The organism is Nocardia sp. alder85J (assembly GCF_020176955.2).
GTDB lineage: Bacteria > Actinomycetota > Actinomycetes > Mycobacteriales > Mycobacteriaceae > Nocardia.
This window is the reverse complement of the sequence record NZ_JAIUCZ020000003.1, coordinates 99523-124669: the sequence shown is the minus strand read 5'-3', so window position 1 is coordinate 124669 and position 25147 is coordinate 99523. Positions and strand designations below refer to the sequence as shown.

The following is a 25147-nucleotide window of genomic DNA, read 5'->3' as shown; positions in this document are numbered from 1 at the left end:
CCCCGGTGCAGGCCGCGACCATGGTTGAATGCACCCGACGACGAGAAAAGGCATGGTAATGACCGAGGAACAGGTAGATCCGAGGACCGACCCGGAATGGGTGTTCATGATCGACCCGGCCTGGCAGCCCGCCGAGGAGGGCGCCCGCCCGCCGGCCGAAGCGGTGGTCGGCGGCTGGTTCGTCGACGCCGACGGTGAAGTCGGCCGGTTCCACGCCAATCCGGACTACGAGCCGTCCACTCCGACCTCGCCCACCGATCCCGTCGACGCGACCCTGCAACTGATCACCCAGGGCAAGGCCGGATCCGACGAGCTGATGTCGACGCTGCGCGAAGCCGTGGTCGGCGTCGCGGTCGACGAGGACGAGAATCCGGTGATCGACTCCTCGCCGGACGGGGTGCCGTGTGTGCTGGTCACCACCGCTCCGGCGCACCGGCATCGCGTCGAGGTCCAGCAGTGGGCCGAGGTGCACGCGGTGGAGCTGGTCGGCGCGCTGCCCGACGAGGGCATCGATGTCCTGCTCAATCCCGGCGCCCCGGCCTCGATGCGGCTGCTGGCCACGGCGCTCAAGGAGGCGTTCGCGGGGGTGCCGCTGCCGGATCCGGAGCCGGAGTTCGGTGGGCCGGAAGATCCGGTGAGCATGCTGTGCGAGTCGATCGCGTATGTCGGCGACCTGTCCGACGAGATGATGGGCCATGCCGCCGACGATCTGATCGACCGCGTGAGCTACCCGGCGACGGTCGAGGAGTTCTATCCGGCACTGCGGGAGGTGGTGGCCGCGGGGGCGGTGCCCGGCGAGGCGCTGGCCCGGGTGGGTGACCACGACGAGCCGGAGGTGCTCGACTTCCTCGCCCGGCTGACCGCCGAGCTCGAGCGGCGGCAGCCCTGGCCGTCGCCGGCGCTGATGGCGATCGACGGCCGGGACTGGCCGTCGCCGGGAGCGAGCGTGCCCATCGCGCGACTCGAGGTGCCACGCGACGAACTGGAAGCGGCGGTGCACGCGCAGTTCACCGCGACCGGTGACATCCCGTTCATGGTGCTGCGATTGCGCCCCGGGCAGGTGATCGGGCTGGCCGGTGACGACGGAGTGGAGCAGTCGCATTTCACCGTGCTGCTACCGGATCTGCCGGACACCATGGGGTCCGCCGACGTGATCACCTACTTCGCCCGTTACACCGGTCTGGAGCCGGTGGCCCTCGGCGCCGCGCAGTAGCGACGCACCCGGACCCGCAGTGCCGAAAGTGAATTCGACATGATCGAGTTCCCCGACAGCCTGAAATGGGTGGGCTGGCTGGTCGGCGTCGACCCGCCGGACGGCAACGAGGACCTGATGTTCGCCATCGGGAACGCCTGGAACGATGCCGCGAAAACGCTTGCAGCACAGGTCGATCCGATCGCATCGGTGAAATCCGTCGCGGCCTCGGGCTATCAGGCCGGCGCCGGCGCCGACACCATCGCGCAGATGTTCGCGGAACTGCTCGACGGCGACTCCTCGCTGCCCACCCTGGCCAAGGCGTTCGACGAGATCGGCAATGCCGCTTTCGATTTCGGCACCACCATCCAGGAGGCCAAATGGATGGTGATCGCCTCCTACATCCTGCTGGCCATCGAGATCGCCTGGGCCTGGATGTTCCCGCCGACCGCGCCCGCGGTGGAGGCCGCCGCGGTGGCGGGCACCCGGTCGGGGCTGCGCGCGCTCGAGGACCTCACGATCGACAAGATCTCGCAGATGGTGCTGAAACTGCTGGGGCGCAGCGGCAGTCAGCCGTGGACGAAGCTGGTCGTGAAGAACCTGTCGACATACGCGGTCAAGGGCGCGGTGTCCGGCATCCAGTCGGTGCTCGTCGACGTGATCGTGCAGGGCGCGCAGATGGCCCACGGCACCCGGCGGCACATGGACGGCAACGAGGTGCTGGTGTCGTTCGGGGCGTCGTATCTCGGCGGCATGATGGGCCGGGCCGCCGGGCATTGGGGCGGTATCGCCTTCGACGCGTCGATCGGCCGCTTCACCAACAGTTTCGGGCGTGCCAGCGGCATGTTCCGCGGCGCGGTGGTCGGTACCTTCGCCGGTGAGGTGAGCGTGATCGGCGGTGCCATCGGCTCGGCGCTGAACACCGGTGACTGGCAGGGCGCGTTCAGCGGTGACGGCTTCCGGGCCTCGGTGATCGGCGGCGCGTTCCGCAGTGCCACCGGTGGCGTCGTCCGCGGCCTGACCCTGGCCCGGGTGTCGAATACCAGTGCGGAACACGGCTTCCTGCGGCATTTCCAGGTCGACCGCGAGGGCAACGTGTACGCGCGGGCCTCCGAAGCGGAAAACGCCGTCGGCCAGGTGAACTACGGCATCAATCGCCCCAATCCGGTTGCGCGACCGGCGATCGTGGGCGAACCCACCCCGGAACAGCAGCGGCAGCTGGCGGGCCTCGACCGGCAGGACGCGGCGGCCCTCCGGAACTACAACCAGCAGGTCCGCGCGCAGCAACCGGTGCTGCGGGCCGCACCCGACCCCGCGGTGGCGAATCCGCCGCCGGCTCGCGCCCTCGGCGATCCGGCCGCCCTGGTGACGGCGAACCGGCAACCGGATTGGGGCATGCGATATGCCGGACGGGCCGCGAGCTTCGAGGCCGAGGCCACCGCCACCCAGCGGACCGCGGACGCCGCCCAGGTCCGCGCCGACAACGCGCAGCAGCAGGCCGATGGCAGCCAGGGCCGCGCGACCGGTGCGCAGGCCGGCGTGACCAACGCGCGCGCGAATCTGGTCAACACCCAACGCCAGACGCAACTGCTGGAGAACCAGTTGCGCAACGAGCAGGCCCGTGCGGCGCCGGACCCGAACCGCCTCGCCGACCTCCAGCGCCGCGGCCAGGCCGCGCAACGGGCCCAGGCCCGGGCGATGGTCGCCCTGAACAACGCCGAGCGCAACGTGGTCACCCTGCAACGCCAGGCGGACCAGGACCAGGCCCACGCCAACGGCGTCCAGCGCGAGGCCGACGCCGCGCAGCAGGCCGCCGACAAGGCCCGGATAGTCCGGGTGAACCGCGGCGCCGTCAACACCCGCGCGGATTCCGAGCGCACCAAGGTGTCCGCGCCCGGCGCCAACGAGGACACCTGGCTCAAGCGCACACTCATGGGCAGTGAGCGCCTGGGCAAGCGCTACGGCCAGGGCGGCCCCGACGCCGACCGCTACATGACCAAGGGCACCGACGTCCGCAGCAAGACCCGGCCGAAGGTGGACAAGTTCCACTTCCCGGTGATCGCGGAATACCACGCTCCCGAGGCGCCTCCCGAATCAGCGTGGGGGACACCGGAATCGGCCACCAGTCCCGGTTCTGGTGGTACTGGTCCTGGCTCTGGGGGTACTGGTCCGGGTTCCGGTGGTACTGGTCCTGGCTCTGGGGGTACCGGTCCCAGCTCTGGTGGTACCGGCCCAGGTTCGGGCGGTACTGGTCCAGGTTCCGGCACCGGACCCGGATCGGGCGGCGGCTCGGGGCCGGGTTCCAGCCCCGGCGCTGGATCGGGGAGTGGTTCCGCTCCGGGCTCGGGGCAGGGTTCGGGTACGAATCCCGGCGCGGGTTCGGGCACCGGTGGTCAGGGCTCCGGCGAGCCGAGCACCGGATCGGGTGGCGGCAGCACGGCTCCAGGCCGCGCCGGTCCGGCTTCCGGCGGCGGCGGTGTCGATCCCGGTCGTGCCGGTCCGGCTTCCGGCGGTGCTCCCGGTCCGGGCGGCGGTCCAGGACCCGGTGGCGGCGGTCCGGGACCTGGCGGTGGCGGTCCGGGTGGTGGCGGCCCCGGCGGCGCAGGTCCGAGCGGTGGCGGTGGTCACGGCCCCGGCGGCCCCGATGGCGGTACAGGCCCCGATGACGACGGCGGCTCGGGTTCCGGTGACGGGCACGGCTCCGGCCCGGATTCGGGCACCGGATCCGGATCCGGATCCGACTCCGGCAGCGGCAGCGGTCCAGGGCAGGACGACGACGATTGCCCTGACGACGACGGCGACCAGGGCGGCAGTGGCCCGGACGACGGCAATGACCCCGACGACCCGGACGACCCGGACGGCGTCGACGGTCCCGGCTACGACGACGGCCGACACGACGGTCACGGGCACAGCCACATTCACGGCGATCACCATCACCGCGGTCACGGCCACCACCATCACGGTCCCGATGGTGACCCGAACGCGGATACCGATGACGTCCGCGACGGTGCAAGCGGCAGCCATGGCCCGGCCGACATCCACGACGACGGCGACCCGGGCCGCGACGGCACCGACGTTACGGATCACGACCACGATCCCGGCCGGGACGCCGACGACCCAGACATCGTCTTCGACCCGACCGACCTGATGCGTTGATCCACTCGGCGCGGGGGAGGCGACCGGCGGATTCATGATCGAGCATGGGCGACGACCGCTGATCCGACCCGACCGACCCGATGCGCTGACCCACTCGGTGGATGCGACGGCGGATCAGTGCTCGAGTGCAGGCAATGACCGCCGATCCGAACCGATCGTGCTGCGGGCCGGGGTGTCCTGCCGCTGAACGCGTCGTCGCCACCGTGCAGACCGCCGGGTCTCATCGAAGTGCGTTGCGGGGCCACCACACTCACCGCCATGGCCGCGACGCCCCACCACACCCGTCACGGCCGACGACCGAAAGTCGCCGGGTAACTCAGTTTTAACTTGCCGTTCCATGCCGCTTCATGCCGACCTCCGAGAGGGGTCGGATGCGGATGCGACCGTGTGCGGTAGGCGACAACAGAGGGGCACCCGTGGCCGACGAGACAATCATTGTCCAGCCCGATGAGTTGCGCACCGCCGCAAAGGAAATGGATGCCGTCGCGACATCCGTACATGCCACCGTCACCACGCTGTACGAGACGTTGTCCCGGCTCGGTGATCCGATCAGCGTCACCGAGACCACCGCGAACGGGGTACAGACCGGGACCGTGTCGGCCGATGCGAGCTCGAATCCGCCGTGGGGCACGGACTCCTACGGCAAGAAGTTCGGCTCCGGCGCCGAGGGTTACACCAAGACCAGCGTGAACCTGCTGCAAGGTGGCTACGACATGGCCTCGACCCTGGCCGAATTCGCCAAGGGCATGCATCAGGCCGCCGACGGCGCCGGCGACACCGAGGACGTGTCCAGCAGCGGATTCGGTTCCGCCTGAGCTCGATTCGTCCGCGACGCGGCGGATTCCCGCGGATTCGATTCCGGCCGAGCCGGATTCACACGGCGCGATCGCGCCCGGCCCGGACCGGGCGCGATCGGCTCACAGCGGCGGCAGGTGGCTGATCTGGATCAGTTCCCGCCCGCGGCTGCGGGACACCAGCATGCCGCGGCCCGGCGGGTAGATCGCCGGCCGGACGTCACCGAGCAGGACGCCCTCGTCCTTGGGGGTGCTCATCAGGATGCCGTCGACCGACATGTCCTTCATCGGGCCGAGCACGTTGTCGTAGAGCGCGCGGCTCGCGCCGCCGGAGCGGCGGGCGATGATGAGGTGCAGGCCGATGTCGCGGGCCTGCGGCAGCAGTTCCATCAGCGGCACCAGCGGGTTGTTGGACGACACCATGTCGTAGTCGTCGACGACGACGTACACCTCGGGCCCGGTCCACCAGCTGCGTTCACGCAGCTGGGCGGGGGTGATGTCGGCGCCGGGCATGCGCTGCCCGACGAATCCGGCCACCTCCTTGATCGTCCCGATCGAGGTCTGCGACGAGGTCGAATACCCGGCCAGGTGCGGGCCCTCGATGGCGCCGAGCATGGTGCGGCGGTAGTCGATCAGGATGATGCGGGCCTGGGAGGCGTCGGAGTTCTCGACGATGCCCATCGCGATGTTGCGCAGCAGCGTGGTCTTGCCGCAGCCCACATCGGCGAACACCATCAGGTGCGGCTGCTCCTCGAAATCCAGCACCATCGGCTGCAATTCGGATTCGCCGAAGCCGATCAGCACATGTTTGGCGTCCAGCGTCACGTTCTGCTCGCGCGCGGTGGCGAGCACCCGTTCGCGCGGCAGTTCCTTCGGCAGCATGCGCACCGGCGGGGCCTTGCGGTCGCCGTACATCGCGGTCAGGCCGGACTTGGCGGCGGTGACACCCTCGGACAGGGTGGCCGGGTCGACCGCCGAGTCCAGCCGGGGCAGCGCCAGCAGCATGTGCAGCTTCTCGCGGGTGATACCGCGGCCGGGCCGGTTCATCGGCACGTTGGTTGCGGTGCGGCGGTCCATCTCCGAATCGGACGGGTCGCCGAGCCGTAGTTCGATACGGGTGCCGACCTGGTCCTTGATCGCCGCCCGGATCTCGCCCCAGCGGTTGGCGCCGAACATCACGTGGATGCCGTAGGACAGGCCGCGGGCGACCAGCTGCTGCACGCTGCTCTCCAGCGCGTCGTAGTCCTCACGGAAGGCCATCCAGCCGTCGATCACCAGGAACACGTCGCCGAACAGGTCCTGGGACAACGGATCCGCGGCCCGCTCCGCCTCCGGCTTGGCCGCGAGTTCGGCCTTGAGCTTGCGGAAGTCGCGCATGTTCTCGATGCCCAGCCGCAGGAACCGGGCCTCCCGCTGGCGCAGCAGCGCGGTCAGTTCGGCGACGGTGCGGCGCACCCGGTCGATCTCGAGCCGGGCGGCCGCCGAGCCCACGTGCGGCATGTCACCCATGCCGGCCAGCGTGCCGCCACCGAGGTCGAGCACGTAGAACTGCACCTGTTCGGGGGTGTGGGTGGCCGCGGCGGCCATGATGATGGTGCGCAGCGTGGTGGACTTGCCCGACTGCGGGCCGCCGACCACCGCGACATTGCCCTGCGCGCCGGACAGGTCGATGGTGAGCACGTCGCGCTTCTGCTCGTAGGGCTTGTCGACGATGCCGATCGGCATCCAGAGCTTGCCGTGCCGATTGCCCGGCGAGCGCCAATTCGGTTCCGGCAGCAGCATGTCCACCGTCGGGGAGATGTCCAGCGGCGGCAGCCACACCTCGTGCGCGGGCCGGCCGTGCCCGGTGAGCCGCTCGACGACCACTTGGAGCAGCGTGCGTTCCATGCCGCCGCCGGGGGCCGGTGGCGGGTCGGCGAGCAGCGCGCTGAGATCCGGCAGCGCGACCTCGACCGGCTCCTTCGTCTCCGCGGGCGTCTCCGCGGACCGTTCGACCACCGCCACGGCGGCGGCGGTGAACACCTCGACCGAGCCGGCCGCGGCGGTGACCGTGCCACCGCTGCCGCCGGCCGTGGTCAGCGGCGGCTCGTAGGGGCCGGAGACGTAGCTGGCGTTGAACCGCAACGGTTCCGCGGCATCGCTTTTCAGGTAGCCCGCGCCCGGCTGGCTGGGCAGGTGGTACGCGTCGGTGATGCCGAGCACCTGCCGGGACTCGCTGGCCGAGAAGGTCCGCAGGCCGATCCGGTAGGACAGATGGGAGTCCAGGCCGCGCAGCCGGTTCTCCTCCAGCCGCTGCGAGGCCAGCAGCAGATGTACCCGCAGCGAGCGGCCCAGCCGGCCGATCATCACGAACAGGTCCGCGAAATCCGGCTTCTGCGAGAGCAGTTCGGAGAACTCGTCGACGATCACGAACAGCGCCGGCAGCGGGTCGAGCTGGGCGCCGTTGGCGCGCGCCTTCTCGTATTCGGTGACGTTGGCGAAATTGCCTGCCGCGCGCAGCAATTCCTGGCGACGGTTCATCTCGCCGGCCAGCGCGTCGCGCATGCGGTCCACCATCGAGAGTTCTTCCTCGAGGTTGGTGATGACCGCGGCCACGTGCGGCAGCGGGTCCAGGCCGAGGAAGGTGGCGCCACCCTTGAAGTCGACCAGCACCAGGTTCAGCAGGTCGGGGGAGTGCGTGGTGACCATCGACAGCACCAGCGTGCGCAGGAATTCCGACTTACCGGAACCCGTTGCGCCGATACACAATCCGTGTGGGCCCATGCCGTTCTCGGCGGATTCCTTGATGTCGATCTCGACCGGGGTGCCGTCGGGGGTGATGCCGATCGGCACCCGCAGCCGCTCCCGGGCCGAGCGCGGCCGCCACACCACGTCGGGATCGATGGCCGCCGCGTCCGGAATCCGTAGCAGCGGCATCAGTCCCGGATTGGCCACGGTCTCGTCGCCCAGGTTCACGATCTGCGCCGCGGAGGCGATCCGGTAGCGGGACATGCCGCGGGCGAAGGTCGCCGCCTCGGCCGCGCTGACCCGGTCCGGGCCCGCGAACTTCTCCACCGCGCCGCCGGTGCGCGCGCCGATGATGCTCTCCTCCACCACCAGTTGCAGGCCGCGGCGCACCGCCAGACCGGTCTGCGGGGCGGTCAGGTCCAGCACGGTCACCGAATCCAGTCCGGCGTCGCTGACGGTGCGTTCGGCGCCGTTGACGTAGCCGTCGTCGATCACCACCACCAGGTGCAGCCGGCCGGGGGTCGGCGGCGCGTTGCGCAGGAACCGGCCGCGTTCCTGGAGATCCTCGGTGAGCGCGGTCTCCAGCTCCGACAGCGACTCGTACAGCATCCGGGTGCTGCCGACGCCGTCCTTGTCCCGCGGATGTTGCAGGTGCGGAAGCCATTTCGTCCATTCCCAGGCCTCGGAGTCGGGATCGGCGGTGACGATCGCGAACACCATGTTGTCCGGGCCGTGGAAGATGGACAGCTCCAGCAGCATCGAGCGGACCAGCGCGCGGCTGTGCAGCCGGGGACCCTCGATGTTGATGGCGGGGAAGGCGCGCAACGAGATCGCCGTCGGCAGGCCGTGCACGACGGAGTGGGTGCGGACGAACCGGCGCAGCGCCACTGTCGAGACCGGTTCCAGATCCTCCAGCGGACCGGTTTCCGGCCGAGCCAGTTTGGTGGCCAGCCGGTGGCTGCCGACCCCGATGCGGACGTGCCCGAAATCGGGGTCGTTGGGGCGCCGTTCCCACATCCGCCGGGTGCCGATCAGCGCGTGCAGGTCGATCGGATGCGGATGGCTCCAGGCCAGTGCCTCGCGCTGGGACTGCCCGGTGTGCCGGACGTCCTTGCGCACCTGCTCCAGATAGCGGAAGTAGTCCTTGCGTTCCTCGTTGAGTTCGGCCGGGCGCTTACCGCTGCCGCCGCGACCGGCGAACATGCCGACCATCGACATCAGCATCATCATCGGGAACATCATGGTGAGCGGATTGCTCAGCAGGGTGCGGCCGCCCATGGTGAACATCAGGCCCATCATGCCGACCGTGCCGACCACCATCACCAGCGGCATCAGCCGCTGCCACAACGGATTCGGGATCGGCGCGGTGATCTCCGGGGGCGCGTTCAGGATCACCTCGCCACCGGGCGAGCGCGGCGGTGCGATCCGGGCCAGCCGGACGAAACCCAGGGTGCTCATGGCTTTTCCTCCGTCGGGGTGCGCTCGGCGGACGTCATTGGTCATCGCCGGGCAGCACGAGCGGGCGGCGATGCTCGCGGCGGAACGGGATCGAGACGGCCATCACGACGGCCAGCAGCGCCAGGCAGGCCAGCGCGCCGCCGACCCCGATCCGGCGCGGCCACGGATCCTCGCGCGGCGGCGGTATCGGCGCCGGGATGGCCCGGCCCACCCCGGTGGCGGCGCCGGAATCGGGCAGTGCGGCCGACAACGCGGCCACCGGATCGACCAGCCCGGCGCCGATGCGATCGTCGCGGCCGGGGCCGGGCGCGTGCGCGGTGCGCACGATCCGGTCCATCACCTGCTGCGCGGACAACGCGGGGAACCGGGACCGCACCAGCGCGGCCACGCCGGCGACGAACGCGCTGGAGAAGCTGGTGCCGTCGACCGGCGCGGTCGGCCCGTCGGCCTGCGGGGTGCCGTTGACCAGTCCGGTGCCGCCGGGCGTGCTGTCCAGCGAGGTCAGATTGCTGCCCGGCGCCGATACCGACACCCAGGGCCCGTAGAGGGTGAACGTCGACGGTGTCCCGTCGAGTTCGACCGAGCCGACCGACAGCACGTACGGGGAGAACCAGGCCGGAGTGGCGATGGTGCGCACCGAATCCCAGCCGGTGGTGCCGTTCTGCTGTTTGCAGGCGCCCTGGCTCTCCAGGTTGCCGGCCGCGGCGACCACCACCACATCGTGGTCGTAGGCGTACTTCAGGGCCGCGCCGAGCGCGCCGTCGGCGGGGTTGTCGCCCGCGGAGGTGCAGGACACCTCGGAGATGTTGATGACCGACGCGTGCAGGTCGACCGCGTGCACGATGGCGAAGGCGAGGGTGGTCACCGTGCCGTACCCGCCGGCCGACATCCGGCCCTGCTTGTCGCTGCTCGCCTGGTTCTTCACCTCGTAGGCGAGGCTGGTCTGCCGGATCGACAGGATGGTCGCGTCGGGCGCCACCCCGGAGAACCGATCGCTGCCGTCGGGCGCGGGATGTCCCGCGATCAGGCCGGCCACCAGGGTGCCGTGCCCGTCGCAGTCGACGGTGCCGTCGGAGTCCGAGACGTAGTCGCCGCCCGGGACGACCGCCAGCCGCGGATGGTTGTTCACGCCGGTATCGATCACCGCCACCAATTGTCCCGCGCCCCGGCTGAATTGCCATGCCTGCTGCAACCCGAGCGCCCGCTGCACGGGCGGTTCGGTGGTGAGCGGGGCAGCGCCGGTCCAGACCGGATGGGAGCACACCAGATGCTGCTGACTGGGCTCCGGCGGTTTCACCGGCGCACCGAGTACCAGGGCATTGGGATCGACACCGGGTGGCGCCACCGCCTGCGCCCCGGGCGCGGGGCCGAACGCCAGCAGCGACACGGCCGCCAGCGCGGCCGCCCCGCGCATCGCGGCTGTGACCGTGCGGCGCAAGCCGATTGCCGCCGGGCGGCGCAAGCCGGCTGTGGCTGTGCGGCGCAGGGCGAGCGTGGCGGTGTCGCGCAGGGCGGTTGCGCTGTGGCCGTTCTGCTGCGTCGCGGCTCGCAGTGGCTGCGAACGTGCTCCGCCTGCCGGGCGGTCTCCGCCCCGAACCGGCCGGAGGCCCGTCGTCGAAACCGACGGCGAGGCGAACGGCGGTAGGGGACTAGGCATTGCGCGCCAGCGAATAGATGTCCAGGACCCAGAACGCCAGCGGGCCGATCACACAGATGAACAGGTACTCCAGGATTTCGCCGAGGCGTTGCACCACCGGCGACACCTCGAGCCGCGGGCCGACGACCCCGAACAGCACCGCCCCGGCCGAGAACACCAGCAGCGCACCGGCGGCGGCGAGGGCCAACTCGTGTTGGCGGGCGCCGAGCAGTACCGGCAGCACGATCAGGATCGCGCAGCCGCCCAGCACCAGCGCGGCGGCCTGGCTCAGATCCGCGAACGCGCGGGCCCGCCGGCACAGCACCAGACCGGCGGCCACCGCCAAACCCACGCCCTGCCAGCGGTGTTCGGTGGATCCGGCGGCGGCGAGCGCACCGGCGACGACCGCCAGCACGATCCCGACGAGCATGCCGGACTGGTAGTCGTTGGCCAGCCGGGAGCGCAGCCCGAGCCCGGCCGCCGACGGGATCGCCGTGGCGCCGATCGCGCCGATACCCTCGATGGTGGGCCGCTGTTCGTGGTCGCGCGGGTCGATGACGCCACCGGCGGTCGGCACCGGCGGCACCGGCAGCCGGGCGGTGGCCACCGCGACCCGCGGCGCCATGGTGATCCCCAGCAGGCCGCAGATCACTACGACCGCACCCACTTTCGCCGCCTCCACGTGCCAGATCGTCGTCACCGCCGAACTCGCGGTGCCGAAGACGGTGACGGTGATCAGCGTCGCGAACATCATGGTGCCGGTCCCGACCAGGCGGAGCACCGGAACCGTGAGCAGCAGGGTCGCCGCACAGCCGAGCAGGATCTGCGGGCTTCCGAGACGACCGGGAACCAGCAGGGCCGCACCGGTTCCGGTGAGGATCAGGCCGGCCAGCGACAGCGCGGTCGCGGTGCGTGTGTCGGAGTACATGCGGGCGGCGAGGCCGGCCGCCACCAGGGTCAGCAGTCCGGCGCCGAGTCCGGTGCCGCCGGCGGCGATGCCCCAGCCGTGCGCGGTGGCCATGATCAGCAGCAGTGCGGTGCCGAGGCCGCCCGCGACGGCGGCGGCCAGACCGGCGCGCCCGGCCGCGTCGGAACTCCAACCGCGGAAGGAACTTTCGGTGAGCCGCGCCACCGCGTCGATGACGTCGTCGAACAGCGCGGGCGCTTCGACGGTGTCGATGGTGCGCAGCACCAGCAGCTCGCCGTCGAAAACCTCTGCCTCGGTCAGCGATCGGTGTGGCTCGATCGGTTCGTGGCCCAGCCGCGACAACGTCCAGTGCTGTGCCTTCAGCGGCCCGCCACCGTCGTCGTGTTCGGAGAGATCGGGATTTCGGGAAGCGATGATCTCCACGACATCCGGGATGAAATTGGCGATCGCGATCGAAGCCGGCAATGCCATGTCGACCTGGGTGTTGCCGCCGATTATCGAAACCCGGCACAGCTGTGGCTCGATAGCCGTTGACTCGATCACTGGACGTACTCCCGTGTCACTCCGGTCGTGCGTTCTGCAAGCTATCAGATGTGACTGCGCTGTGCCCGGCGGAGTCCGGCCTCCACCGGGCACGGGAAGCCAACCGCGCTCGGCGCATTCGCCTCCGGCGTGGCAAAATTCATATGTTGGCCCCACTTTTCACGTTAACCGATAGTGAACTGTGAGTGCCGGCCGGAGATTTCGGTTCACCTTCAGGGAGAGTTTCGAGTATGTCCGCCATTCGGCAAGCGCAACAGGTATTCGATGCCGGAGTGCTGTCCCTGGGCCTGATGGTCGACGGTCAGCAGGCAGCCAGAGATCTCGACTACGCCAAGATCGCGTTCCGGCGTGCTACCGAACTCGACCCGACGATGTGCGACGCCTGGCTGGGCCGGGCCGCCGCCGGTGAGGTGACCCGGGAGGTACTGGCCCAGTTGCACCGCACTTCCACCACCGCGCTGCTGCGCGAACAGCGCCGCATCGGGTTGCAGCCCCGGGCGCTGGTCGGCCGATTCCAGATCGGGCAGTACATCGAATATCCCATCGCGAGCCTCGCCGAGATCTGGCTGGCGTGGGCGATGCAGCTGATCAACGACCAGGAGTACGACGAGGCCGAGAAGGTGCTCGACGAACTGGCCGAGCGGCGCCGGGCGCTGGCCGACGATCCCGACCGCGCCATCGACGACCGGGTGTCCGCGTACACCCGCGGGGTGCTGCACTTCAATACCCAGCGCTGGCCCGATGTGATGTCGGTGCTGGCCGGTTCGGCCGAGTGGCCCGACAACTATCTGGCGGCGGGCGCGCACATCATGGTGGGCACCGCCTGTGCGCATCTGGGCCTGTTCGGTGAGGCGATCCGGCGACTGGATCTGGCGGACAACGGCCCGATCCCGGCCGCCCGCACCGCCGCGATGTACTGCCGCGGCCTGTGCCTGCGCGAACAGGGCAACGAGGACGCGGCCCGGTCGATGTTCGAGAAGGTCTACACCCAGGTCCCGAACTTCGAGGCCAACGCGCAGGCCCTGCGCGATCCCAAGTTCCGCATCGTGGTGACCACCCGCGAGAACATCGAGGCCCGCACCGATCGCTGGGACCCGGCCTCCGCGCCGTCCCTGGCGGAGGTCGCCGAGCAGGAGCACCAGGACAAGGCGGAGGCGATCCTGGCCGCCGCCCGCGCCGAGCTGGATCAGCAGATCGGCCTGGGCGCGGTGAAGGTCCAGGTGGCCAAGCTGCAATCGTCGGCGACCCTGGCGAAGATCCGCGCCGAGAAGGGGCTGTCGAGCATGCCGCGCGGCCAGCACCTGGCCTTCACCGGCCCGCCCGGCACCGGCAAGACCACCATCGCCCGGGTGGTCGCCAAGATCTACTGCGGGCTGGGATTGCTGAAGACCGATAAGGTGATCGAGACCAAGCGTTCCGATTTCGTCGGCCAGCACCTCGGCTCCACCGCGATCAAGTCCAATGCGCTGATCGACTCGGCGATGGACGGCGTGCTGTTCGTCGACGAGGCGTACACGCTGATCCAGCAAGGACTTTCCGGCGGTGACGCGTTCGGCCGCGAGGCGGTGGACACCCTGCTGGCCCGTATGGAGAACGACCGCGACCGGCTGATCGTCATCATCGCCGGCTACGACGGCGAGATCGACCGCTTCCTGGCCGCCAACGACGGCCTGGCCTCCCGCTTCGCCAAGCGGGTCAAGTTCGACTCCTACACCCCGGACGAACTGTGCGACATCGGCCGGCTGATCGCGAAGAACCGCGATTCCACCGTGTCCGAGGACGCGGTGGCGCTGTTGTGGACGGCCTGCCAGGAGCTGTTCGAGGCCGAGCGGGTCGACCAGAGCGGCCTGCCGCGGCGTGGCATCGACATCGCGGGCAACGGCCGCTTCATCCGCAACGTGATCGAGAATGCCGAGGAGGAGCGGGAATACCGCCTCGCCACCGACGACAGCCTGGATCTGCGCGCACTCGACGACGAGGTGCTGATGCGGATCGAGGCCGCCGACATGGCGAAATCGCTGGAGAACCTGCTCAGTACTCTGGGATGACCGGACCGCCGATCGGGGCGGGCATCAGGAACGGCTCACCGAAGACGTGCAGCCACAGGCGTTCACAGAAGTAGCCGTGTGCCTCGGCGCCGATGGCGGCCTGGCGCATCCGGACCATCGCCCGCTGCGGCAGCTTGGCTATCAGCGGGTTGCGGACGGCGAAAATGGCTCCGTAGCAATGCCGCCCGATCAGGTGCCGGGCGCATTCCTCGGCGAGATCGGGAAGTTCGCACATCCCCAGGAAGTGCGACATCATGTTGACGCCCTGGGGGAGGCGGTGCAGCAGGCGGTAGTTCAGGCCGATCCGCTCCGACCCGGGATCCACCCATTCCAGGGTGGTCCAGGTGCACAGCGAGTACAGCTCCTCGCGCACCCGCAGCCCCGGCACCTGGGACCGCTCCGGGGTGAGCAGGGTGTTCGGCGGATGCCCGATGTGCGCCTTCCAGGCCCAGCTCAGTCCCTGCACGTCGTTCCAGCTGTCGGCGCGTTCCAGCAGCGCCAGGAAATCCGGGCTGTGCTCGAACGGGTCGCCCTGCGCGAAGACGGTGTATTCGCCTGCGCCCGGCCCGTATTCGAGCATGTGAGTGAGGTAGGTGTCGGATTCGCGACCGGCGTTGCGCAGCGGGACGTAGGTGGTCGCGTGCTCCAGGATCTCCATCGGCAGATCCGGGCCGCCCTTGTTGTAGATGTGCACGCGGAAGTTCTCGGGCACCCGTAACACCCAGTCCAGCGGCTCGTTGTAGCGGGCGATCACCAGATCGTGCGTGCCGGAATTGTCGTTCATGGTTCCCTCTCCCTACATCGTGTAGAAGCCGTCGTCCCAGAGGGTTTCGAGCCGGCGGAAGTAGTAGTCGTACTGCGGGGCGATCGCCTCGGTGGAGAACTTCGACACCGCGTAGTCGCGAATTCCCTGATGGTCCAGCTTGTCCACCGACTCACCGGCCTCGGTGAACTCGCGCAGCGTGCGGCAGCGGAAGCCCTGCACGCCCTGCTGCACCGTCTCGCTGAACGCGCCCCAGTCGGTGGTGATCACCGGTGTGCCGCAGAGCATCGCCTCGACGTGCACGCCGCCGAACGGCTCCAGATACAGCGACGGCACGAACACCCCGCGGGCGCGGCTCATCAGCTCCCCGCGCCGCTGCACGTCGACCATGCCGACATGTTCGCCGTAGCTCGGCGGGCGGCCCGCACCGGCGAGGATCAGCCGCGCGCCCAGCCGGCGGCAGGCGTCCACGGCGATCTGCACGCCCTTGGCCTCGATGATCCGGCCGACGAACAGGAAGTAGTCGTCCTTCTCGGCGGAGAACGGGAAGTCGGCCACCTCGAAGTAGTTCGGGATCACCGCATCGTAGAACTGCCCGCGGTCGGACATGATCTTCGGGACGGTGGTGCGGGCGCCGTGCACGGCGTGCATCCAGGCGTAGCTTTCGAAGACCCGGTACTTGGCGAACACCCCGCTGTACCCGACGCCGTATTCGACGGTCTGGAGTTCGGGGAAGGCGTCGGCCAGCGGCTTCTGCCCGGAACCGCCGATCACGCACAGGAAGTCGCGTGGCTGTTTGCGTTTGGCGATCTCGGTGATGACGCGCGAGTTGGTGTGGATCCAGTGCATCTCGCCGGGATTCCAGGAGAACCAGTCGAAGCCGTCGGCAAGGGTCTTCTCGCCGAACCACGCTCGCTGCTCGTCCTTGGTGAAGACGGTGATCAGCTCGGTGCAGGCGGCCTCGTTCTCCTCGCCGGCGTACAGGTACACCTCGTGGCCGAGGCCCATCATCATGTCGCAGAACTTGCGCACCTTCTGGGTGTACGCGCACGGCGTGTAGTACTTGGTGGTCTGCGTGTAGGGCAGCGCGGCTACGTGGAATCTCATTCGTTCACTCGAGGTCTGCGGGCCGGGGTCGGTGGGTCGTGGTGCGGCGGTGCGGGGTTCAGGTGCCCGGTGGCGAATCCGCTGCGGAGCCACCGGATCCGGGCGCGGCTATCGGCGGTGCGGAGCCGGGGGCTCCCGACGGCGCCGCCGATCCGGGCGGCCCGGATGGCGTACCGGCGCCCGGTGGCGTACCGGCGCCGGGCGGGGTGCCCGAGCCGGCGGCTCCGGGTGGCGGACCGGAACCGGGGCCGGGTGCGCCTGCCGGTGGGGCCGGTGCGCCTGCCGGTGGCGCGGGCGCCCCCGGACCGCTCGCTGCGGTCGGCGACGGGCGCGGAGCACCCTGGTCCGCGGGCGCGTCGGGCTTCGCGGCGCCGAGCGTGTCGTGGGCGACCAGTGCGGTCTGCCGATCCAGCATGGGCCCGGCGGGCAGCTGGTTCACGATCTGCCAGGGCGCGAGTTTCGGATCCGAGAGGCCCAGCACACCCGCGGTGGCCGTGTCGGGGATGCCGAACCGCACGCCGGTATCGGTGACGTAGAACAGCACCTCCCGGCGGGTGCTGTCCGGCTCGATCCCGGTCACCTGCACGAATTCCCCGCTGGCGGGCCGGATGTAGGCGGCGTCGGCGCGCTGGCCGTGACCGCCGTCGACGAGGGTGACCGGATGCATGCCGTCGGCCAGCGGCACCCCCTTGCCCACCAGCAGGCCCAGCTGCGCGATCGGGTCGTGCCGGCCGCGAGCCCAGGTCACACAGGCCACCGGCTGGTCGTCGGCCGAGACGATGTGCGGCTGCTCGGTCGGGAACTGGCCCAGCGGAAGGGAATCGACCACCGGCACCCCGCTGAGCGCGTCCGGCGGCACCAGCGCGATCTCGGTCAGCCCCATCGAACTGGCCGAGCGCATCACCTCCGCGGCGAACGGCGACAGCTTCTGCACCCCGTTCGGGAGCACGATGTACAGCTTGGCGGTGCTGAAGCTGTCCACCCGGATCACCGCGCCGACCACCAGCTTCCCCCAGTGCACCGGCCCCTGCGATCCGGCGCCGGGCACGGCGGGCGCGGTCAGGTCCGGCGCCGCGACGGTGGCGTTGAGCACGCCGTCGCCGACCGGCCGCGCCCGCATCCCGCGCACGCCCAGGGCGTCCACGATCGCGGTGTTGCCCATGTCGACGCGGGCGTGCTTGCCCTCGTAGATCAGATAGGTGACGCCGTTCTGGGACACCAGTACGGCCTCGCTTCCGGCCAGCGGCCGGGTCATCGGGCCCAGATAGGGCGCGCCGGCCACGACCGTGGTCTTCAGCCCGGCGGACACGTCGTCGCACAGGGTCCAGGCGGACAGATCGTGATCGGCGGGGCCGGGCAGTGCGGCGGGCACGCCGGGCACGCCCAGCAGTGGCCCGCGCGGCATGGACGCCAGCTTCGAATCCTTCACCGAGGTGGGCGATTCGGCGCTGCCGGTGATCAGCCGCGCCGAGGCGAGGTTCAGCACGGGATGCAGGGTCTGATCCACCACCGCGTAGAGCGCGCCGGAGTCCGAGCCCATCACGATCTTCGCCTGCCCCACCTGACCCTGCGGCCGGATGAACGACAGGATCGCGCACCCTGCGGTGAACAGCACCGCGAGTACCAGACCCGTGATCAGGGAACGGTATTGGATCCGCATCGGGTCGTGGAGCATGCGCACATCACGACGCACCATCGCATGCTCGAACCGCTGCAACAAGAATCGGTAACCATTGACCTGAGCTCGGGTGGTCAACTGTGCCGGCACTGCAAACACCTCCACCGAACCCGCGACACAACAAAATTGGCGGTCGTGTGAGAGGCTACCGTAATGCGGGAGTGAGTGCCGACGGGAGATATGCCTAATGGTCGACCAGCTGACATCCGGTCATCGCAGTGTTTTTCATCGCCTGCCGCTGTCGGTGCTGCTGCCTGCCGCCGCGGCCGGAACCATGGTGGGCACCATCATGATTGCCGCGCACGTCACACTGCTCGCGGCGATCGGCGCCGGTGTCGCGGTGACCCTGCTGGGAACGGTTCGCGTCCGCGGAAGAAATATCTGGCGAATACTGGGAATGCGCTGCGCGCTGCGGTGGCGCAAAATGCGCGGTAATGGTATCGCTGCTCCCGCAGCGCCATTCGATGTTCCGGCTCCGGAAGCCGGTGGCGCCGTTTACGGAATGCGCTGGGACGGTGGCGTGCTGGTCACCGTGTTGCAGGTGGAACCGACCGGGGTGGCGGCGACGTTGCTGGCGCCCACCGAGATCCGCACCGGCGACCGGGTGCCGCTGGCCGAGGTGGTGCGGTGCCTGTCCCAGTTCGACATTCGCCTGGCCGCCATCGACGTGCTCGCGCTGGGCGTCCGCTCGCGTGGCAACCACGACGCGATCCGGATGTACGAGCGGATGCTGGGCCCGCTGCCGGCCACCGCGACCCGAACCGTCTGGCTGGCCCTCCGTTTCGACCCGCTGGACAACGCCGAGGCGATCGGCAACCGCGGCGGCGGCACCGAGGGCACCGTCCGCACCGCCCTGGTCGCCACCCGCCGCGTCGCCAACCGGCTGGCCCGGCACGGGGTTCGCTCCCGGGTGCTCACCGCGGCGGAGATCGCCGCCGCCGACTCCACCATGCTCTACGGCGGTGCGCCGGAACAGTGGCGCGAGGAGTGGGATTCGCTGCACGGCATCGATATCGAGATGACCGGCTACGCCGTCCGGCCGGACCGGCTGAATTCCGAAGTGCTGGCCGGGATCTGGGCGGTACCCGGACTGTCGACCCTGATGCGGCTGCGGCTGGCCCCCGCGGTCACGCGCGCCGGTGCCCGGCCGTCGGACGAGCGCTTCGAGGTCACCGCGCTGGTGCGTCACGACACCCTCGGCGGTGGCACCGCGGCGGCCCGCAAGGCGCTGACGGCCCTGGGCCTGCGCCCGCTGACCGGGGTGCAGCGTCAGGTGCTGCTCAACGGTGAACAGCATCCGGACGCCGCCTACGGCCCGGCCGCGACGTTGCAGCAGCTGGCCGTGCCCGCGGGTGGCTGTGGTCAGGTGATCGGCGCCACCGCGGAGGGTTTCGGCGTCGCGGTGCCGCTGTTCGGTCCGGCCGTGCGGCGGGTGGAGGTGGTGGGCAGCCTGCGGCTGGCCCAGCAGACCACCCTGCGGGCGGCCGCGATCGGCGCCCGGGTGATCGTGCACAGCACCCGGCCGCAGGACTGGGAGCACATGGTCACGCTGGTCGGTGTGCCCGAGGCGCTGTCGGTGTCGTCACCCGGTGGTGGGGCCCAGCACACGGCCGCCGCGACGCTGATCGTGTACGACGGCGTCGCCTCCACCGGTCAGGTCGCCGAGGCGACCGTGATGCACGTGCGCGGACCCGGTGAACTGTCGGCGGCGATCCTGGGCGCGGATGTGGTCCTGGTCGAATCCGAGGAGGACCAGGACGAGGTGCACGTGCGCACCGCCTCCGGGGAGTGGACGGTCCGGGTGGTGTCGATTCCGGACGAACTGCGCTACATCGGTGGCGCGGACCCGGCCGCCGCGCAGCAGCCGTTGCAGCCCGCCTGAGCCCGGCTCGGCCACACGGGGTTCCGGTCCGCGCGACCGGATCCGCTTGCGCGGGGGACGAATCGCCGCCACACCTGACACCGCACCCGGTCCGCCGGGTGGTGACGGCGGGATCCGGGTGCGGCGGTGCGAGGATGGTCGTGGTACCGGGTCCTACTCGTACTGCGAGAAGGAGTTCTGGACGCCACGGTCGGCGGCCTGCGCGTTCGCCAGCGCGGTGCGCACCGCGTCGGACAGTGCCTGGATCATGCCGAGGGCGGTGCCGGTGCTGGAGTCGCCCTCCGCGCCGAAGCTGGTGTCCCACTTCTGCACCGACCGCTGGAACGCGTCCAGACCGGTGTTGCCCGCCCAGGCGACCTCCAGCTTCTTGGCGGCGGAGTGGAAGTTGTCGGACTCGGCGCCCAGATCCTTCTTGAACTGGACGAGCAGGTCGGCGAGGTCGGTCAGGACCCCTTCTTCGTACTTCATGTAGTCACTGGTCACGGCAGTCTCCCGAAATGTCGAATGTGTTGGCCGGCTGGCGATCAGTTGGACAGCGAGGTGTAGGCCGAACCGGCCTCGGACTCCAGCTTGGTGAAGGTCTGGGTGTTGTCGCCCTCCAGACCGGTGTAGCTCTTGTTGCCGTGGCCGACTTCCTGGGTGATCTCGTCCAGGATGGTGTTCAGCTTCCGGGCCTCGTCGTCCCAGTTGTTGGCGGCGGTGCTGCACGCCTGGAAGGCGGTGCCCTGCCAGCCGCGCTTGGCGTCGTCGACGGCCTGGGTGATCTTCGCGATCTTCGCGCGCAGCGCGTCGACGGCGTTACCCATCTCCGTCTGCGCGTTGTCGGCACTTACGTCATAGGAAATCTGGCTTGCATCGGCCATTGCGGTTACCTTCTCTCGGATCTCGGGGGCTGTGATTCGGTCGTCGAATGCCCCAGCACGGTGTGCTAGGGCATCCACCTGCCCTCCGGTAACGATTCGACGAGCGAGGTGATCACCTGCGCCAATCGACCGTCGGTGCCGGGGGCGAGCGTGGTCCAGGGACGGCCGTCGTCGGCGGTGACGCTGCCGCCGCCGATGATGCGGCCGGCGGCGGTGTCGTAGACGGCGGCCGCGGCCGCGGAACGGACGGCCAGTCCGTCCCGATGGCTGTAGCAGACGAGTTCGGCGGTCGAATGTCGTTCGCGCAGTGCGTGTCCGATGGTGACGGCGTCTTCCTCCGATATCCCCAGCCCGTAGGCCGCGGCGCCGCCGTCCGCGCCCGCGGCGTCGAAGCGCGCGCGGACCTCGTCGGTGGGTGCGCTGAACGCCGGAACATGCGCGGGCACAGCCGGTCCGAGCACCGTCAGCAACGGCCGGGCCAGCGTCGCCGGATCCTCGCCGACCCAGACCGTCCGGACCTCCAGCTGATCACCGGTGCGCACGGCGACCGCGTGATCGAGCCCGCGCCGGGCGAGGCAGAAGCGAATCAGCGTGTCGTCGCGCCGGATTCGCGCCACCAGCTGCCGTTCGGGGCGGGCCAGCGCGAACAGCGCGGAGGTGAGCTCGTCGTCGCGGACCTCGCCGTCGGAGTCCAGCACGCCGCGGCCGGACAGCTCGGTCAGGGCGGCGGTGCGCGCGGCGGCGAGTTCGGCGTGGGTGGTCTGCCGGGGGCGGACGGCCAGCACGGTCGGGAAGGTCTGGACGCCGAGCACGGCCGCGACGGCCAGCATGCCGTCGGTGGTGAGCGTCGCCATCAGCCCTCCCCGCCGGACGGCATCGTGGCACCGCCGGAATGCGGTGTGCCGGTGCCACCGAGAACCGCGGGGGCCGTGGCGAATCCGGCATTGACCCGGATCATCTCGGCGGCGTCCTCGGGGTCGGCGGAGTCGGCCCGGGGCACCATCGCGTCCGGCGGTGCGGCGATCGGCGCCGCGGCCGGCGCCATGACCGGCGGCGCGGCGGTCATCGGCTGCGGGCCCACCGTCAGCCCGGTGACGCCCGCGGGTGTCACCGGCAGCGTGCCCGGCGCCGGCGCCAGCGGCGCCATCACCAGCGACTCGGTACCGACCGGCACCGTCGGCGCGGGTGGTTGCAGTGAGGACAGGTCGAGCTGCGACAGATCCGGCAGCTGGATCTGGTGCTGGAGTTGTTCCGGGCCCGCGACCCCGTCCATCGGGGCGTTGCCGCCGCCGGGTCCGGGGCCGTCGCCACCGCCGTTGCCGCCCCCAGGCTGTTCGGCGAGGAAGGCCGCGCCGTCGGACACCTCGGGGGCGTGTTCCTGCTGCCACGGCCGGGCCAGATGTTCGCTGGCCTCCTCGTAGGCCTGCATCACGCGGGCGGCCTGCTGCCGGATGCCGTCGAGTTGTTCCTCGGCGGCGTCCAGCAGCCCGGCCAGGGGTGCGCCGAGCAGGCTGCCGCGCACCAGATCCTCAGCTGCCTGCACGGCCTGGGTAATCTCCACGATGTGCGGCAACGTGTTCCGGGCGACCTCGTACGCGGCCGCCTGCCGGGCCGCGATCGCGGCGTTGGACTGGGCGGCCGCGGAGGTCTTGTCCAGCCAGTCCGACAGGGCGGCAAGCTGATTGAGGCCGTCCTCGTTGCCCGAGGACGCCCAGGCATCACCCATCACCGAGAGGATGGCGCGGTACTCCGTGGCGGCCTCGCCCAGACCGGCCGCCAGGGCGGCGTAGGCCAGTCCGGCCTCGGCCAGCGGGGCCGCCCCGGGGCCGGTGGTCAGGTCCTGGGCCAGCTGTTCGGGCGGGACGGCCTCCCACACCGTGCCGGTGAACCCGGTCTGCGGCGGGTCAACCATCTCTCGGTCCTCTCGGTCTCACCCGGTGACGGTCAGAGCAGGCCGCGGAAGCTGTCGACGGCGTCGGTATCGGTGTCGCCGAACGAATCCGAGTGCGCCCGCATGTTGGCGGCGATCTTGCGGAGTTCGGTCACGCCGGTGAGGTAGGAATCCCGGAACGAGGAGCCGACCGAGTCGAGGGTGTCGCCGGTGGTGGCGGACACCGCGTCGAGGGCCGCCGCCGCCGGGTTCAGCGACCCACCGGCGCCGGTCATCCCGGACTCCAGCTGATCGGCGAGGCTGTCCAGGCGTCCGGCGGCCTGCCGGGCCAGTTCGTGGTCGAAGGCGATCTTGCTCATGGAATCTCCTTGCCGAGAAGGTGGTTCGCTATCGGGTCTATCGGTTCGTCACGGCGTTGTGTTCACAAGCTGAAGGGATCGGTGGAATTGCCGGCAGGGTTGCCGACCGCGCCGATCACGGGAGCGGCCGAGTCGGCGTCCTCGCCGACCAGTTCGTCACCGTGCGCGGCGTTCACGAGTGCCTCGGGGGTGCCGCTGGTGGTGGCGCCGCCCGCGCGCGCGGCCGCCATCGCCGCGCCGCCGCCGGGCATGAACGGCGGCATCGCCTCCTCGGTCACCGTTTCGCCCGTGTTGAGCCCGGAGCTGCTGACGGGCGTGGTGGCCGCGGTCTCCACCACGGCGTCCTCCTGCTCCCACGCGTTCAGCGGCGCCGGCGCCGCAGCGCCGAGCCCGCCGCCGACGCGGCCCAGCCCGGCCGCCGCCATCGCGGCCGCGGCCGACCCGGCGAGCGAGCCGGACGCGGCGGCGCCGAGGGCGCCACCGGTGGTGGCCTGCGTGCCGGACACCGCGCCCGCGGCGGGCGCCGCGGTGGTCGCCTTGGTCACCGTCGCACCGACCTGCTGGGCGGCCGACACCAGCGGCTGGACGAGCTGCTGTACCTGCTGTACCTCCGACAACAGCTGTTGCAGAGCGGATTGCGAGCTGCTCGCGGACGAGCCGTTGACCGTCACCGAACTGCCGGCCTGCGACATCGTCGCCGAATGCCCGGCGAGGCTCGCCTTGGTCTTCGCGGTGATCGCGCTCGCCTCGGTCCCGGACTCCATCGCCGCGGCCAGCAGTGCCGCCTGACCCGCCGGTGTGATAAGGGTGGGGCCCAGCGCGGCCGTGGTGGCGAGGAATCGGGCTGTCACCCCGGCCATTTCGGCGGCGCCGTTGGCCACCGTCAACGAGGCGGCGCCGAGTACCGAATGGATGTTCGCGGCCTGGGTGGACACCGCGGTGGAGCTGGCCTGGGTGGCCACCCCGGCCGAGGTGGCCGCCTGGGTGCCGGAGCCCTCCATCGACTGCAACAGCGACAAACCCTGCTGGGCCCACTGCATCACGGTGCTCAGCGTCTGAACGACGTTCTGCAGCAACGCCTGTGGATTGAGGGCGCCGTTGGCGCCGAGCTGGCCGGAACCGAATCCGCTGAACAGATCGGTGATCGGCTTGACCAGCGTGCCCGGATCCAACGGAGGTAACGGCGGCAGCGTCGGAAGCGGTGGCAAGGTGGGTAATTGCGGCAATTCGGGCAGTCCCATGGTCGCCAGTACCTGCTGGACCGGCTGGCCGAGCAACGGCGCGGCCGGAGTGTTCTGCAGTGCGTCCAGAACCGTGGGATGCAGTGGTGCCGCCAGCGTTCGGGCGGCCTCGGTCACAGCGCGGAGAAGCCGTCCGTGCTGTGCTGCTCGGCCCGCTCGTAGGTGTCGGCGGCCGCGCGCGAGGTGGCGGCCTGACCGGCGAGCACGTTCGCCAGCTGGGTCACGGCGGTGACGTGGTTGTTCTGGGCGTAGGCGAAGCTCGCGAGGAACTCCTGCCCGATCAGCCCGAAAACCGGTACCGCGGCCGCGACGGTGCTCGCCTGATCGATCGCGCCCGCGGCCGCGACGGCGCCCGCGCTGCCCTCGGCGATGTCGCCGTACTGCCGGAATACCTGGGGGTCCACCTTCAGGATGTCCACCACGGCTCCTCCTAGAGCTTGTCCACGCAAAGAGAAAAGCGACGCATCGGTAATGTTAACGTGCCCAGGGGTTTCGGCAACCCGAGCCGGGACTTTCCGCCGAATGTTCACCTCATCGTTAAATGTTCATCTCATCGTTGAATTCGTCGATCAAGGCTGCGCGCCTGGCCAGCGCCAGTTGTGCGGCCGCGGCCGCGGTGTCGATCACCACCCGTGCGAACTCGGTCGGCGACATTTGTGAAATGTATTCCGACAGTTCGAGATCCAGTAATTTCGCGGAGCCGTCCACGGTGATCGTCACCGCGCCGCCGGCAGCGGTGTGCCGTACTCGGACGGCCGCCAGGTCGTCGGAGAGCTGCCGCATACGGCCCAGCCGGGCCTGGGCGCCGGCCTCCAATCGCGCCCACTGCTCACCGATCATCAACGCGTCCTTCCGTTTCCGCCACCAGCATCGATCCGGCC

Annotated in this window: 19 protein-coding genes; 5 read left to right on the top strand and 14 right to left on the bottom strand. The window is 70.2% G+C overall.

Annotation, left to right across the window (positions count from 1 at the left end):
• Positions 1-58: 58 nt before the first annotated feature.
• The 3 genes from LBW94_RS12055 (at position 59) to LBW94_RS12045 (ending at position 5163) form a co-directional block, all read left to right on the top strand.
• Positions 59-1213 (top strand): type VII secretion system-associated protein, encoded by a 1155-nt coding sequence (locus LBW94_RS12055; protein ID WP_225057782.1) that lies wholly within the window; start codon positions 59-61, stop codon positions 1211-1213.
• 39 nt (positions 1214-1252) lie between these two features.
• Positions 1253-4348: a hypothetical protein gene (locus LBW94_RS12050; RefSeq protein ID WP_225057783.1), complete on the top strand. Its 3096-nt coding sequence runs from the start codon at positions 1253-1255 to the stop codon at positions 4346-4348.
• 416 nt (positions 4349-4764) lie between these two features.
• Positions 4765-5163 (top strand): hypothetical protein, encoded by a 399-nt coding sequence (locus tag LBW94_RS12045; RefSeq protein WP_225057784.1) that lies wholly within the window; start codon positions 4765-4767, stop codon positions 5161-5163.
• A gap of 102 nt (positions 5164-5265) precedes the next feature.
• On the opposite strand, the gene eccCa is transcribed toward LBW94_RS12045, so the two are convergent.
• The 3 genes from eccCa to eccD all read right to left on the bottom strand — a co-directional run bounded on the left by eccCa (position 5266) and on the right by eccD (position 12434).
• Positions 5266-9327, bottom strand: coding sequence for a type VII secretion protein EccCa (gene eccCa / locus LBW94_RS12040; protein WP_225057785.1), 4062 nt, complete (start codon positions 9325-9327; stop codon positions 5266-5268).
• A gap of 34 nt (positions 9328-9361) precedes the next feature.
• On the bottom strand, positions 9362-10741 hold the full coding sequence (gene mycP / locus LBW94_RS12035) for a type VII secretion-associated serine protease mycosin (RefSeq protein WP_225057786.1): 1380 nt from the start codon (positions 10739-10741) through the stop codon (positions 9362-9364).
• 235 nt (positions 10742-10976) lie between these two features.
• Positions 10977-12434 (bottom strand): type VII secretion integral membrane protein EccD, encoded by a 1458-nt coding sequence (eccD, locus tag LBW94_RS12030; RefSeq protein ID WP_225057787.1) that lies wholly within the window; start codon positions 12432-12434, stop codon positions 10977-10979.
• 230 nt (positions 12435-12664) lie between these two features.
• Here eccD and eccA point away from each other — a divergent pair, with 230 nt between their 5' ends.
• On the top strand, positions 12665-14482 hold the full coding sequence (eccA, locus tag LBW94_RS12025; RefSeq protein WP_225057788.1) for a type VII secretion AAA-ATPase EccA: 1818 nt from the start codon (positions 12665-12667) through the stop codon (positions 14480-14482).
• Here the strand turns inward: eccA and LBW94_RS12020 are convergent.
• From LBW94_RS12020 to eccB, 3 genes are read right to left on the bottom strand one after another with little or no spacing between them, the layout of a single operon-like run.
• The gene (locus LBW94_RS12020; protein ID WP_225057789.1) at positions 14466-15266 is read right to left on the bottom strand and encodes a hypothetical protein; all 801 of its coding nucleotides are present in this window, start codon (positions 15264-15266) and stop codon (positions 14466-14468) included. The two genes, eccA and LBW94_RS12020, sit on opposite strands and share 17 nt — an antisense overlap.
• Before the next feature lie 12 nt (positions 15267-15278).
• The gene (locus LBW94_RS12015) at positions 15279-16352 is read right to left on the bottom strand and encodes a glycosyltransferase (RefSeq protein ID WP_225057790.1); all 1074 of its coding nucleotides are present in this window, start codon (positions 16350-16352) and stop codon (positions 15279-15281) included.
• Between the two features lie 58 nt (positions 16353-16410).
• On the bottom strand, positions 16411-18120 hold the full coding sequence (eccB, locus tag LBW94_RS12010) for a type VII secretion protein EccB (RefSeq protein WP_225057791.1): 1710 nt from the start codon (positions 18118-18120) through the stop codon (positions 16411-16413).
• Between the two features lie 97 nt (positions 18121-18217).
• On the opposite strand from eccB, the gene eccE reads away from it, so the two are divergent.
• Positions 18218-19912 (top strand): type VII secretion protein EccE, encoded by a 1695-nt coding sequence (gene eccE / locus LBW94_RS12005; RefSeq protein WP_225057792.1) that lies wholly within the window; start codon positions 18218-18220, stop codon positions 19910-19912.
• 153 nt (positions 19913-20065) lie between these two features.
• Here eccE and LBW94_RS12000 read toward each other — a convergent pair whose 3' ends face one another.
• The 8 genes from LBW94_RS12000 to LBW94_RS11965 form a co-directional block, all read right to left on the bottom strand.
• Entirely contained in the window at positions 20066-20395 is a 330-nt protein-coding gene (locus LBW94_RS12000; protein WP_225057793.1) for a WXG100 family type VII secretion target, read from the bottom strand.
• 41 nt (positions 20396-20436) lie between these two features.
• Positions 20437-20775 (bottom strand): WXG100 family type VII secretion target, encoded by a 339-nt coding sequence (locus LBW94_RS11995; RefSeq protein WP_225057794.1) that lies wholly within the window; start codon positions 20773-20775, stop codon positions 20437-20439.
• A 65-nt stretch (positions 20776-20840) separates the two neighbouring features.
• The gene (locus tag LBW94_RS11990) at positions 20841-21629 is read right to left on the bottom strand and encodes an ESX secretion-associated protein EspG (RefSeq protein WP_225057795.1); all 789 of its coding nucleotides are present in this window, start codon (positions 21627-21629) and stop codon (positions 20841-20843) included.
• A complete protein-coding gene (locus LBW94_RS11985; RefSeq protein WP_225057796.1) occupies positions 21629-22687 on the bottom strand; it encodes a PPE domain-containing protein in 1059 nt (352 codons plus the stop codon). Before LBW94_RS11985 ends, LBW94_RS11990 begins: the two co-directional genes overlap by 1 nt.
• Positions 22688-22719: 32 nt before the next feature.
• A complete protein-coding gene (locus tag LBW94_RS11980; RefSeq protein WP_225057797.1) occupies positions 22720-23025 on the bottom strand; it encodes a PE domain-containing protein in 306 nt (101 codons plus the stop codon).
• Positions 23026-23087: 62 nt separating this feature from the next.
• On the bottom strand, positions 23088-24383 hold the full coding sequence (locus LBW94_RS11975; protein WP_225057798.1) for a hypothetical protein: 1296 nt from the start codon (positions 24381-24383) through the stop codon (positions 23088-23090).
• Positions 24380-24688: a type VII secretion target gene (locus tag LBW94_RS11970; protein ID WP_323137845.1), complete on the bottom strand. Its 309-nt coding sequence runs from the start codon at positions 24686-24688 to the stop codon at positions 24380-24382. The genes LBW94_RS11975 and LBW94_RS11970 overlap by 4 nt, the downstream gene beginning before the upstream one ends.
• A 115-nt stretch (positions 24689-24803) precedes the next feature.
• Positions 24804-25106, bottom strand: coding sequence for a YbaB/EbfC family nucleoid-associated protein (locus LBW94_RS11965; RefSeq protein ID WP_225057799.1), 303 nt, complete (start codon positions 25104-25106; stop codon positions 24804-24806).
• Positions 25107-25147 lie beyond the last annotated feature (41 nt).

Excerpts from the sequence above, each read along its gene's own strand:
- LBW94_RS12055 (WP_225057782.1), top strand. The coding sequence starts at position 59 with ATGACCGAGGAACAGGTAGATCCGAGGACCGACCCGGAATGGGTGTTC.
- LBW94_RS12050 (WP_225057783.1), top strand. The coding sequence starts at position 1,253 with ATGATCGAGTTCCCCGACAGCCTGAAATGGGTGGGCTGGCTGGTCGGC.
- eccCa (WP_225057785.1), bottom strand. The coding sequence starts at position 9,327 with ATGAGCACCCTGGGTTTCGTCCGGCTGGCCCGGATCGCACCGCCGCGC.
- mycP (WP_225057786.1), bottom strand. The coding sequence starts at position 10,741 with ATGCGCGGGGCGGCCGCGCTGGCGGCCGTGTCGCTGCTGGCGTTCGGC.
- eccA (WP_225057788.1), top strand. The coding sequence starts at position 12,665 with ATGTCCGCCATTCGGCAAGCGCAACAGGTATTCGATGCCGGAGTGCTG.
- LBW94_RS12020 (WP_225057789.1), bottom strand. The coding sequence starts at position 15,266 with ATGAACGACAATTCCGGCACGCACGATCTGGTGATCGCCCGCTACAAC.
- LBW94_RS12015 (WP_225057790.1), bottom strand. The coding sequence starts at position 16,352 with ATGAGATTCCACGTAGCCGCGCTGCCCTACACGCAGACCACCAAGTAC.
- eccE (WP_225057792.1), top strand. The coding sequence starts at position 18,218 with ATGGTCGACCAGCTGACATCCGGTCATCGCAGTGTTTTTCATCGCCTG.
- LBW94_RS11995 (WP_225057794.1), bottom strand. The coding sequence starts at position 20,775 with ATGGCCGATGCAAGCCAGATTTCCTATGACGTAAGTGCCGACAACGCG.
- LBW94_RS11990 (WP_225057795.1), bottom strand. The coding sequence starts at position 21,629 with ATGGCGACGCTCACCACCGACGGCATGCTGGCCGTCGCGGCCGTGCTC.
- LBW94_RS11985 (WP_225057796.1), bottom strand. The coding sequence starts at position 22,687 with ATGGTTGACCCGCCGCAGACCGGGTTCACCGGCACGGTGTGGGAGGCC.
- LBW94_RS11980 (WP_225057797.1), bottom strand. The coding sequence starts at position 23,025 with ATGAGCAAGATCGCCTTCGACCACGAACTGGCCCGGCAGGCCGCCGGA.
- LBW94_RS11965 (WP_225057799.1), bottom strand. The coding sequence starts at position 25,106 with ATGATCGGTGAGCAGTGGGCGCGATTGGAGGCCGGCGCCCAGGCCCGG.